The organism is Phyllobacterium phragmitis (assembly GCF_002980495.1).
Taxonomy (GTDB): domain Bacteria; phylum Pseudomonadota; class Alphaproteobacteria; order Rhizobiales; family Rhizobiaceae; genus Paramesorhizobium; species Paramesorhizobium phragmitis.
On record NZ_PVBR01000048.1, the window covers coordinates 1 to 11,134 of the forward strand.

The 11,134-nt window shown below is 59.0% G+C and carries 11 protein-coding genes and 6 pseudogenes; 11 read left to right on the plus strand and 6 right to left on the minus strand.

Annotated features, from left to right (window positions below; translation table 11 throughout):
- Positions 1-120: 120 nt before the first annotated feature.
- Positions 121-330 carry an IS66 family insertion sequence element accessory protein TnpB gene (tnpB, locus tag C5748_RS26870; protein WP_105746070.1) on the minus strand — a complete coding sequence of 70 codons (210 nt, stop codon included), beginning with the start codon at positions 328-330 and terminating at the stop codon, positions 121-123.
- The gene (gene tnpA / locus C5748_RS26875) at positions 327-695 is read right to left on the minus strand and encodes an IS66-like element accessory protein TnpA (RefSeq protein WP_105746072.1); all 369 of its coding nucleotides are present in this window, start codon (positions 693-695) and stop codon (positions 327-329) included. Before tnpA ends, tnpB begins: the two co-directional genes overlap by 4 nt.
- Before the next feature lie 333 nt (positions 696-1,028).
- Between tnpA and C5748_RS26880 the strand changes: the two are divergent.
- The 10 genes and pseudogenes from C5748_RS26880 to C5748_RS26920 all read left to right on the plus strand — a co-directional run.
- Positions 1,029-1,211, plus strand: a pseudogene (locus tag C5748_RS26880) (IS6 family transposase); the annotation flags it as partial.
- A 52-nt stretch (positions 1,212-1,263) separates the two neighbouring features.
- Positions 1,264-1,454, plus strand: a pseudogene (locus C5748_RS29135) (transposase); the annotation flags it as partial.
- Positions 1,455-1,554: 100 nt separating this feature from the next.
- Positions 1,555-2,070, plus strand: coding sequence for an Lrp/AsnC family transcriptional regulator (locus tag C5748_RS26885; protein WP_105746074.1), 516 nt, complete (start codon positions 1,555-1,557; stop codon positions 2,068-2,070).
- Entirely contained in the window at positions 2,067-3,236 is a 1,170-nt protein-coding gene (locus tag C5748_RS26890; RefSeq protein ID WP_105746076.1) for a saccharopine dehydrogenase family protein, read from the plus strand. The genes C5748_RS26885 and C5748_RS26890 overlap by 4 nt, the downstream gene beginning before the upstream one ends.
- A 102-nt stretch (positions 3,237-3,338) precedes the next feature.
- Positions 3,339-4,127 (plus strand): ABC transporter substrate-binding protein, encoded by a 789-nt coding sequence (locus tag C5748_RS26895; RefSeq protein WP_105746078.1) that lies wholly within the window; start codon positions 3,339-3,341, stop codon positions 4,125-4,127.
- Between the two features lie 119 nt (positions 4,128-4,246).
- Positions 4,247-4,924 carry an amino acid ABC transporter permease gene (locus tag C5748_RS26900; RefSeq protein WP_105746080.1) on the plus strand — a complete coding sequence of 226 codons (678 nt, stop codon included), beginning with the start codon at positions 4,247-4,249 and terminating at the stop codon, positions 4,922-4,924.
- Positions 4,921-5,595 (plus strand): amino acid ABC transporter permease, encoded by a 675-nt coding sequence (locus tag C5748_RS26905; protein ID WP_105746082.1) that lies wholly within the window; start codon positions 4,921-4,923, stop codon positions 5,593-5,595. Before C5748_RS26900 ends, C5748_RS26905 begins: the two co-directional genes overlap by 4 nt.
- Entirely contained in the window at positions 5,576-6,349 is a 774-nt protein-coding gene (locus tag C5748_RS26910) for an amino acid ABC transporter ATP-binding protein (RefSeq protein ID WP_105746084.1), read from the plus strand. Before C5748_RS26905 ends, C5748_RS26910 begins: the two co-directional genes overlap by 20 nt.
- Positions 6,350-6,434: 85 nt before the next feature.
- Positions 6,435-8,059: pseudogene (locus tag C5748_RS26915) on the plus strand (ISL3 family transposase).
- Positions 8,060-8,088: 29 nt separating this feature from the next.
- Positions 8,089-8,320: pseudogene (locus tag C5748_RS26920) on the plus strand (ISL3 family transposase); the annotation flags it as partial.
- Between the two features lie 124 nt (positions 8,321-8,444).
- On the opposite strand, the gene C5748_RS26925 reads toward C5748_RS26920, so the two are convergent.
- The 4 genes and pseudogenes from C5748_RS26925 to C5748_RS29140 form a co-directional block, all read right to left on the minus strand.
- Positions 8,445-9,728, minus strand: a complete 1,284-nt coding sequence (locus C5748_RS26925) for a response regulator (RefSeq protein WP_158259946.1) — start codon at positions 9,726-9,728, stop codon at positions 8,445-8,447.
- Complete coding sequence (locus C5748_RS26930; RefSeq protein WP_105746088.1) at positions 9,721-10,293, minus strand: TetR/AcrR family transcriptional regulator; 573 nt, start codon at positions 10,291-10,293, stop codon at positions 9,721-9,723. Before C5748_RS26930 ends, C5748_RS26925 begins: the two co-directional genes overlap by 8 nt.
- A 48-nt stretch (positions 10,294-10,341) precedes the next feature.
- The gene (locus tag C5748_RS29360) at positions 10,342-10,566 is read right to left on the minus strand and encodes a hypothetical protein (protein WP_342588396.1); all 225 of its coding nucleotides are present in this window, start codon (positions 10,564-10,566) and stop codon (positions 10,342-10,344) included.
- 15 nt (positions 10,567-10,581) lie between these two features.
- A pseudogene (locus C5748_RS29140) lies at positions 10,582-10,785 on the minus strand (hypothetical protein); the annotation flags it as partial.
- Between C5748_RS29140 and C5748_RS26940 the strand changes: the two are divergent.
- Positions 10,722-11,134 (plus strand): annotated as a pseudogene (locus tag C5748_RS26940) (DUF3363 domain-containing protein); the annotation flags it as partial. The pseudogenes C5748_RS29140 and C5748_RS26940 overlap by 64 nt on opposite strands.

Sequence of the window (11,134 nt, forward strand, 5' to 3'; positions counted from 1 at the left end):
GAATGTGCCAGCCAAACAATGTAGCCGATGGAACCAACTTGTTCACCGGGCTGAGGCCATCCGTCTGCTCAATGCTCAAAATGCATAGATATCAACGAAAGGGCTGTAGTATGAAACCAGTTAGTTGTAATACAGGCAGAAGCCCTGGCCATCAAAATAGAGCAGCTTCAAACGATCGCCACGCTTTCCGCGAAAAGCAAAGACCGCGCCGCCAGTCGGCTTCTGACGCAAAACATTCTGCGCAAGCGCGGCAAGGCCTTCTACTCCCTTGCGCATGTCCGTGATCCCGCACGCAAGATACACCCGAACGCCGGTCCCAGGTCCAATCATGCTGCTTCCACTGCCCGGATAACCTGCGTCAGGGTGCCGGGCGCCACCGAACTCTCGAAGCGAAGTGTGCGGCCGCAGCTCAATCGTAGCTCGATCATCCCGCAGCAGCTCTCCCTGAGTTCAGGGACATCGGTCTGCACGGCATTCATATCGACTGGAATGAACAATGCATTCGCAGATGCCGACAAAAGCCCCTTCTTTTTGAGCTCGCTACGCCAGGCGTATATCTGCTGCCGCGTTAAATCGTGACGATGAGCAACCTCTGTGATCGTGGCTCCAGCAACCCCAACCGACATGACAATCGCAAGCTTGTCTTCTTCGCGCCACCGCCGTCGACGTTCCTGCCCAAGAATTTCAACGCGCATCGCAATCCTCGCCTAAGACACGTCGCTAACGACGTCGTTAAACACGTCTCTTAGGCCATCAGGGCGCTAGGCGGCAGGCGGTGCCAATCGGGCGGTTATCAAACATCCGAACCGGATCACATTAATTGCGAATGACTGAGGGGCCGGACTCTGCGGTCATTGGCGCAAAGATAGGATACCCATTCAGACGATCAGGATTATATCAAGGATCGAGGTCAAATCCGGCTCCTTGGGGTCGGTTCCGACTGGGGGCGAAATGACACTTTAAGCGCTTTCGCCATTGGGCCACAGATATTCGCCGGTCAGTAATAGGCCCAGTCGGGTCGACTGGGCCGAAAACGGGAGCGGATGATGCAAGGCTTCCGATCGGCGGGAGGCTTGCAACGTTTCGTCTCGATCTTTTCCGCTGTCCGAAATCTCTTCGTACCAGTCTGATCGATACGCTCAGCCTCCCAGATCCACCTTCATCGCATCACCGCAATGGCTGAATGGAAAGCCGTGACCAGTGCCACCTGAAATCCATTCGCTGCCGCCACCTGCACGGACAATATCGATGACGTGACATCCCCTCGGCGCCGTCAGTGGTGATGGCGCCTATGACACGCGCGCCTGTCACAATGCGATTACCGGGCGCAACGCCAGTACCGTCATTCCCGCGCGACGCAATGCAAAGCCTGGAAAGAGATGTCACCAGGGGCAGGAGCGCGAAACGAGGCGCTGAAAGCGACACGCCATTTGGGCCGAACCATCTGGAAAAAGGGAGCGCATGATGTCTTGCATTATGAAAGAAATCGCATAGAATATACGCGTATCAAAAAGAATACTGCTGAAATTCTTCTAATTGTGAAAGACACCGGGGTTGCGAGAGCATTTAGATCAAGCAGACAGACGGTTGGTGAAGTTCCTGTCGCAGGACGCGCAGCTCAGCATCAGCCATCTTGCGGAGAAGATGGCGATGTCGGTGCCTACGGTACGCTCGCGTCTTCGCAACCTTCTTGACCGCAATCTTCTCAGGATCGTAGGCCTGCTGAACCTGACCGAGCGTCCCGAACTGATCTCGGCCATCGTCGGCATCAATGCGCAGGGGCGCGGGCGGGCGCGCGAGCTTGCCGAGCGCATCGCACAACTGCCTTTCGTGAATTCGGCTTCCGTGGTCACCGGCCGCTTCGATATTATCGTCGACGTCACCGTCGCCGGCGACGTCGCCGATCTCTACCGCGTCACCAGCGAACTGATCCCCGGCGCGGGCGAGCCGGGTGAAGTCGTTCGCAGCGAAACGTTCGTCGTCATGGCGTCGTGCAACAAGTGGGTCAATCTGCCCGAAGGCTGCTGGCCCGAAGGGCCCGAGGCTTCAGTGCGCAAGGAAATGGCATGAAAGTCGCGGTGCTCGGTGGTCTCGGTTTGCAAGGGCGCGCGGCAATTGTCGATCTCGTTGCCAGCGGCGTCGATAAGGTGGTTTGTGTCGATACTGCTTCGGACGGCGCGACCAGGCTTGCGGGCCTCACCGATTTGAACCGCATCCGTTTCGTCGTTCCTGAAGGTCCCATCGGTTCAGTGTTGGTCAACGTGATGAACGGCGTGGATGCCGCCATTGACCTGTTGCCGCAGCCGCTGATGCGTGACGCGGTGATTGCCGCGATCAAGACGCGCACGCCGCTGGTGACGACCAATTATGCTAAGTCGATTGCCGATCTCGCACCGGCGGCTGAAAAGGCCGGTGTGTCGATCATGACCGAATGCGGGCTCGATCCGGGTATCGACCTTGTTTTGTATGCGCATGCCGCGCGCCAGTTCGACGCCGTCACGGCCATCGATTCCTATTGCGGCGGCATCCCCGAACCGAAGGCGCGCGTCGAGCCACTTTCCTATAAGGTGAGCTGGAATTTCGACATGGTTCTGGCCAGCCAGAACCGCGACAGCGTGCTCATGGAGGATGGTAAACGGGTCGTGGTGCCGGGCGCCAGCCAGCATGACAATGCATTCATCCATCAGATCGAGGTTGACGGGCTTGGTGCACTAGAGGCGATCCCGAACGGCGATGCGCCCCACTACGCAGCGATGCTCGGTGCGGCGAAGGGTTTGCAGCGCACTGGCCGCTATTCGTTGCGCTGGCCGGGTTGGTCGGCGTTCTGGGTGCCGCTGAAAAAGCTCGGTTTCTTGTCCGATCAGCCTGTGCCGGGTCTGGCAGCGCCGATCAGCCCGCGCGAGTTTCTCGGTCGCCTGCTTGGCCCGCAACTGCAATATGCTGACGATGAGAAGGATTTGTGCATCATGCGCAATGTCTTTCGCGGTACGCAGGGCGGTCGCGGCAAGACGGTGACATCCAATCTCGTCATCGAACGCGACCTGAAATCCGGACTATTCGGCATGAGCCTTGGCGTCGGCTATCCAGCAAGCATCGTAGCACAAATGCTAGCAAAGGGCGAAATCGCCGCTGCGGGGTTACTCAACCCCTTGGCGCATGTGCCCGATACCCTGTTCCTGGGTGAACTCGCCAAACGCGGGATCAAGGTATCTGAGACGATCGCCTGGGACGCCTGAGGAGCGAGATAGAGTTTTGACAACGGCTTGACCCGCCGACAAGCGGTGATGTTGTTCAAAAATGCCCATCACGGGCAAGAAGATAACCGGGAGGAGACGAGAATGAAGATTGCCAATCTATTTTTCACGGCACTGGCTACGCTGGGAATTACCAGCGCGGCAAGCGCCGGCGCGCTGGACGACATCGTCAAGCGCGGCGAATTGCGGGTTGCGGTCCAGACGCAGGGACCTCCCTTCTCGCTGGTCGATTCCAAGGGCGAGCGCAGCGGCAGTTCCGTAGAACTTGCCGAGTTGATGGCCGAGGAAATGGGCGTGAAAATCACGTTCCTGGACTTCGACTGGGATGGCCTCATTCCGGCGCTGCTGTCCGGCAAGGCCGATCTGCTCGTGGCTGACATGACGCCGACGCTGGCGCGGGCGATGAAGGTCGCCTTCACCAATCCCTATATGTACACCGGCAGCACCGTGTTCATGAAGGGCGATAGCGAGTTCAAGACCGCCGAAGACTGCAAGGTACCTGGCACAAGGATTGCCGTGCTGCTCGGCGCAACCGGCGAAAAGGAAGCCAAGAAAGCTTTCCCGGAAGCCGATATCAAGAGCTACAAGGGCGGCGGTCCGCTGCTGCTTGACGCCGTCAACAACGGTCAGGCCGATTGCGGCGTGAACGACGTTTCCGCCGTCAAGGGCCAATCGACCGCTTATCCGGCCGGCACCTTCAACATCACGCCGGACCTTTTGTCGAAAGAGCCGCTGGCCTTCGCCACGCGTTATGATGAGCCCGATCTGCTCGTCTGGATGAACCTGTTCCTCAATCAGGTCACCATTGATGGACGCCTGGAGCAGAACCTCAACTACTGGGTCAATTCCGAAGACTGGAAGAAGGACCACTAAAAACGCCGGCACCGGGCGGTCCCGCGTCGATCTCCTTGATCTGTACGGGACCGCTTTTTGCCTCGCCTGCCGGGATGCAGGCTTACGTCGTCACCACGATCTGGGTTAGCCCTCCGTAGATGCTTGAAAATTTCAGCTTCCGCACGATTGGCGAATATCTGCCCCTGTTCGGGCAGGGCCTCGTCACGACGGTCTGGCTATCGGTCATTTCCTTCGCCGGCGCGCTTCTGGTCGGCATTCTGCTTTGCGCTATGAATTTGCAGCGTTCGCGTGCTCTGCGGGTGCCGGCCAAAGCCTATATCGATGTCGTGCGCGCCACGCCGCTGCTGGTTCAGCTCTATTTTCTCTATTTCGGCCTGCCGCGCCTTGGCATCATCCTGCCTGAACTCGTAGTCGGTGTGCTGGCTCTGTCGCTCAACAGCGGCGCCTATGTCGCCGAGATCATCCGCGCCGGCATCCTTTCGATCCCGCGCGGTCAGGTGGAAGCCAGCGTCGCTTCCGGCATGAGCTATCTTCAGCGCATGCGCCTCGTCATCCTGCCACAGGCCTTCAAGGTAACGATCCCGCCACTGCTCGGGCAGGCCATCGTCATGGTCAAGGATTCGGCGCTGCTGTCGCTGATATCGGTCGCCGAGCTGACGCGCGCCGGGCAGTTGCTTGCTTCCGACCGCTTCATGCCGGCGGAAGGGTTCATTACCGTCGCCGCCTTCTACCTCATGCTTTATTATTGCCTCAAGGGGCTGGCCGTCCTGTCGGGCCGCTGGCTCGGCCTCGGACCGGCAAGGAGCCGCGCATGATCTGGCAACAGCTCGAAAGCCTCGCCGGCAGCTACCCCTTGGCCATGCGCGGCCTCGGAATGACCGTCGTGCTGTCGCTGATCGCGCTTGTTTTCGGCACGCTGATCGGCTTTGGCCTTGGCATTTTGCGCATCGGCGGCAGCCGCGTGCTCAGCACCGTCATCGGCGCGTGGGTGGACCTGATCCGTGGAACGCCGTTCCTCGTCCAGATATTTCTGATCTTCTTCATCCTGCCGGAACTCGGCATCAAGCTCGACGCCTTCACCGCCGGCATCATCGCGCTGACCAACCTCAACGCCTGCTTCATCTGCGAGATCGTCGTCGCCGGTATCCAGTCGGTGCCGAAAGGCCAGGTCGAGGCGGCGCTGGCTTCGGGCCTGTCCAAATGGCAGCGCATGCGACAGGTGGTGCTGCCGCAGGCCATGCGCGTGGTGCTGCCGCCGCTGGTCGGGCAATATGTGCTTCTCATCAAGGATTCGTCCGTCGTCTCTGCTATCGGCCTGACCGATCTGACGCGCGTCGGCTGGCTGGTGGTGCAACGCGTACCCAACGGATTGCTGGTCTTCTTCCTCGTCGGCGTCGGTTATTTCGTCGTGTGCTATCCGCTCATCCTGCTTGCGCGCCGGCTCGAAAAACGCATGAGCGCTGCCCATGGCGAGGTGCAGTTGTGAACTCCCTTCAGGAAGGTTTTCAGTCGTGATCGAGTTTCAAGGCGTCAACAAATGGTTCGGGTCGCTGCATGTCCTCAATGACATTACTCTCAGCGTGCAGCCGCGCGAGGTCGTCGTCGTCTGCGGACCCAGCGGCTCAGGCAAGTCGACATTGATCCGTTGCATCAACGGCCTGGAGCAAATCCAGAAGGGCGATCTCGTCGTTGATGAAAAGCGCGTCGGCGATCCGGCCACCAACATGACGCTGTTGCGCACCGAGATCGGCTTCGTCTTCCAGTCCTTCAATCTCTATCCGCACAAGACCGCACTCGAGAACATCACGCTGGCGCCTATCCATGTGCGGAAAACCCCGCGCGCGCAGGCCGAAAAAGACGGCCGTGAACTGCTGGCCAAGGTCGGGCTTGGCGACAAGTTCAATGCCTATCCCTCGCAGCTTTCCGGTGGCCAGCAGCAGCGCGTGGCCATCGCTCGCTGCCTCGCCATGCGCCCGAAAATCATGCTGTTCGACGAGCCGACCTCGGCGCTCGACCCGGAAATGATCAGCGAAGTGCTGGATGTTATGGTCGCCGTTGCCGAAGAGGGCATGACCATGATGGTGGTGACCCACGAAATGGGCTTTGCCCGCCGGGTCGCCCAGCGCGTCGTGTTCATGGACCAGGGCTCCATCGTTGAAAGCGGAGCGCCGGAAGAATTCTTCTCGAACCCGAAGACCGAACGCAGCAAAGCCTTTCTCGGCAAGATACTGCGCCACTGAGCCATTGTCGCTTGGCACTTAATTGGGTTCTTCCTCACTTTGTGTGGTTAACAAAGTGTTAGCGCCGCGGTCGCTATCTGCGGGGATGCGAACGCAATTGAAATGGTCTCCCGGCCCAGGGGTCAAAGTTCTGGGCATCACCCTTCAAGATGAAGAAAACTGGGTTGTTTCTGCCGCTGCGAAACCTGTCGGTATCTGCCCGGATTGCGGAACGCGAAGCCGGCATCGGCAGGGCTGGCACAACCGCCGCCTCCAAGACTTGCCTGTTCAGGGTCAAGTTGTGAAAATCCAACTCGCACTGAACCGGTGGCAGTGTAGACACGGGAAATGCGGGCGACGAACCTTCACCGACAGGTTGCCCGAGATTGCTTCACCCTACACGCGACGAACTGAACGGATGGCTGAGATTGTAGGCTTGATTGGCCACAGAATGGGCGGTCGCCCGGGTGAATACTTGATGCATCGGCTCGGCATGCCGGTCAGCGACGACACGATCTTACGGCAATTGAAGCGCAATAATCCGGCGCCCTTGCAAAAAGACAATATTCGGGTTGTGGGCATTGATGATTGGAGTTGGCGGCATTCCTCGCGGTACGGCACGATCATGGTCGATCTTGAGCGTCAATCGGTCGTCGATGTTCTGGACGACCGCAGCGTCGAGAGCGCAAAAGCATGGTTGCAAGAACGTCCGAATATCGAGGTTGTTAGCCGAGATCGCTGTGGCCTGTATGCCCAGGCAGCCCGGGAGGGCGCACCGCAGGCCCGCCAGGTGGCTGACCGTTTTCATCTGGTCCAAAATCTCAGGGCGGCGATCAAGGAACAGATGAGCGTTTATGGCCACGCCCATGTTAGACCCATTCTCTCCGAAGATGCTATCGCCAGCGCTACGGGACAACACCGCCGAGCCCGCTTGGCGCACAGACAATCCCGTCAGGAAATATTCGACACGCTTCAAGCTTTGCGCCAGCAGGGCCACACCTACAGCGAGATTGCAAGGCGGACCGGATACGAGCCCGCAGCATCGCGAACTGGCTTACTTCTGACGCACCTCGAGACAGAAACCGGGCAGCATTGAATCCGACATCGCCATTGTATTTTGAAACTTTTCTGGCTGAATGCTGGAAGAATGGAAACCGCATTGGGCGCCATCTATTTTACGATATCAAGAACCGCGGCTACACGGGCAGTCGTTCCAACCTGGAGCGCCTGTTGAAGGTGTGGCGGGAAGCCGAAAACATCAAACCCGCCGACCTGCCTCCAGATGTGCATGTTTCAGAACCCGTCCGCGATCCTGACACCGGCCATGTGATCTCGTCTGTGGTGGCCGCAGCTTTGTGCATAAAACCGCGCGGCCTGCCGACAGATCGTCAGGCCGGAAAGGTCAATGCTTTGAAGCAGGGTTCGGCAGTCTTCGCCATAATGCGTGGCTTGGCCATGCATTTCAACGGCATCTTGCGCAGCAGGAATTCGGAGACACTGGATGAATGGATCGACGATGCCATTGACACCGAACTCACGGCGATCATGCGTTTCGCCAGCGTTTTGCGTCGGGATATTGATGCCGTCAAAAATGCAATCGAACTCCCTTGGAGCAACGGTCAAGCCGAAGGGCAGATCAACCGCCTCAAGATGCTGAAGCGAGCAATGTACGGTCGCGCCGGCCCAGAACTGATGAGGGCGAGAATGCTGCCGCTGAATCACAGAAATTGAGGATGAACCTAATTTACTGCAAAGCGACAGATGATGCCATTCATTCTGGCCTCGTTTTCCTGGCCCGTTTTGCCCGCGTTCTTCGCCGCGATATCGAGGCCGTCTGTAACGCCATCGACCTGCCCTAGATGCAATGGTCAGGCGGAAGATCAGATCAACCGACTGAAGACGATCAAGCGCGCAATGTATGGCCGAGCGGGTCCAGAGCTTCTCAGAGCGCGGATGATGCCGATCAAATCGGCCGATCTCCACACAAAGTGAGGCAGACCTTCATTAAGTGCCAAGCCACACTTTATTTCCGGGTTGTCCGCAAGCCGTTCGAACGGCGTTCATTTGCGTTGGCCGGTTTGATGTGCGAACCGAGATTTTCGGGCCTCGCTAGTTTTCACTCTCGCCACAGCACGCGAACTGCAAGCGTTGCGGCGGAGGTTCGTTTTTCGACGGCGAGCTTGTTGAAGATCTGCTCCATGTGCTTGTTCACCGTGCGCGGCGACATTTCGAGGATGTCGGCGATCTCCTTGTTGGATTTGCCGTGGGCGACCCAAAGGAGCACCTCCGCCTCGCGAAGTGTCAGGCCGAAGGCATGTGCCAGTTGCTCCTCGTCTGCGCCGCGATGACGGTCGATAAGACGAAGCAGGATTTCGTCATTCCGACAGTCTGAGAGGCGTCTGAACTCAATGTCATAGCCAAGGCGGGAATAGTGAAAGACTTTCGCATTCCCGCCGAGATCGGACATGGGGCTTTCGCTCAGCCAGGACAGGATATCGAGCGGCAGGTAGCTGTTGTTGTCCGAGCGTATCCCCACTTTCATCAGGAGATCCGATGCTTGCGGAGTTGACCAGGCGATCAGGCCGTTGGCATCGCAGGCGACCATCCAGCGCCCGGTCGAATCCAGCGCGTAGCGTGCCGAGCGCGCACGTCTGGCATTGCTCAAATGCACCCGCATGCGGGCAAACAGTTGATCGAGCCGAATGGGCTTGCTGACAAAATCGACACCGCCGGCGGCCAGCGCTTTGACTACATGCTCGTTTTCATTGTACCCGGTCATGAAGATGATAGGCAGGTCTTCGAAGCCCCGTGCGGCCTTGAGGATCTTGCAGGTATCGAAACCATCCATACCCGGCATCATCGCATCCATCAGCACGATGTCGGGCGCCGCGGAACTGGCCATCGAGATGGCGTTACGGCCGCTGTTGGAGGCGTGCACCTTCAGTCCTTTGAACCGCTCTGCTTCGGCCTTGCCGGCGGAGTAGGCGCCGGCGGGACGGCCGGGAACGGGATGGTATTCATCGACATTCCTCAGCGGGCGGCCATCCTGCAATACGGAATCCGAACTGATGTGAACCAAGCGTCGGATTCCCGCATCTGAAGCTGCGGCAATGACGGCCTCGGTACCACGGGCATTTTCTTCATAAGCATCCCGGCCAGGTCCGTGGTCGAGGTTGGCTGCCGCGTGAACCAATTCTGTCGCCCCTACCATGAGCGATGAGAGATCATCGCGTAGCAGGTCACCTCGAACCACGTTGGCTTCCAATCCGGCGATTAGCTCCGCGCTTTGATCGCTGCGCGCGAGGCCCGTTACCTGATGTCCGGCATTCGTGAAATGTCGAATGAGGTTTCGCCCCAGATAGCCGCTCGCGCCGGTGAGAAAGATATGTCGTTCAGTCACTCGAATTCTCTCCGGTGAGTGTGCCTTTTTGGGCAAGCGTTGTTATGTCGTCGAGGATTTCGGCGCGTTCGGTCTCACTCCAGGCAACCAGTTCCATATGCTGCTGGAACTTGAATCCTTCGAGAGCAAGCCAGGCCAGCCGTGTTGTGCGGGCATCAGCAGCGGCCTCAATCAGTGACCCGCCCAGTTTCGCCTGGTTGGCACGGAACGCGCTTCGAAGCGCTTCATCCTGCATCAGCGCAGAGATCAGCCCGAGGACGGCGGCGTTGCCTCCATTGCCCCACGGCGTTCGCTTTGCAGCTTCGATCCTGCCGAGCAGCGGCGCGTCTAGCTGCCCGGCGAACTCCGCTTCGCAATTCGCATTGAACGCATTGTCTGCCTTGATCGTCCGTGCGACGAGGGCAGCCAGAAGATCCCGTTTGCTTGTGTGCTCGTAGAGCACGGTCGCCTTGGAAACCCCGGCCTCTTTCGCAACAGCGCCAAGACTCAGTACGCCGTCGCGGGCGATCACGCGTTCCACGGCATCAAGAATATTTTCCTGATCATGCAAGCGAGGACGGGGCATAGAGTACTCCCTGTTTATTTCCGACCGTTCGGAAATAAACAGGGAGTACTAATCTGTCAAGAAGCTCACCGGCTGTCGATCAATGGAGACCCGACCTATCCATACATGCTGACCGTGCAACTCGCGCAGGAGTTGCCCGATACGCCGCGCGCCGTTCAAGCGGTTCTTCTTATGATGCTCCCGCACGGCCTCGGTGACATTGGCATACTTCTCGGCGATGTCACCCTGGCGGGCGCGGACGGCCTGCCAGAGTTCATCATCGACGATGCGCAATTCCGGCACTTCGGTAACGATCCATTCCGATTCCGGGTTGAGCCGCGAGACGCGCTTTCCAGTGGACGGGTCCTTGATGTAGCGCAGCCGGTTCCAGAGCTTGCCGTTGGGGCCGGGCGCGCCTTCTTCGTTCAGGGTGCGTGCGATGGTGCGCGGACCGGCGGCTTGTGTCGGCCGAGGCCTCCGACTTTGCGCCCACCGGCTTCGGCCAGGAGGTATGCGAGGCGATCGACCGTCGCCGCGAGCATCATATCGACCGGGGCGATGCCACGCCCGGCCCGAATGGCGGCACGCTCTATCGGCGCAACCTCCTCGCCACGCTGCGCGAGCGCGAGCTTGCCAGCGTCGGCGCGGAGATGGCCGCAGCCAAGAGCTTGCCATTCCGCACCGCCACGGACGGCGAAAGCGTCAGCGGCAAGTTCACCGGCATAGTGCAGCTACCGAGCGGCAAGTTCGCCGTGGTCGAGCAGAGCCACGAGTTCACCCTTGTTCCGTGGCGGCCGGTCATCGACCGTCAGCTTGGCCGCGAGGTGATAGCTATTGTGCAAGGCGGCTCCGTATCATGGCA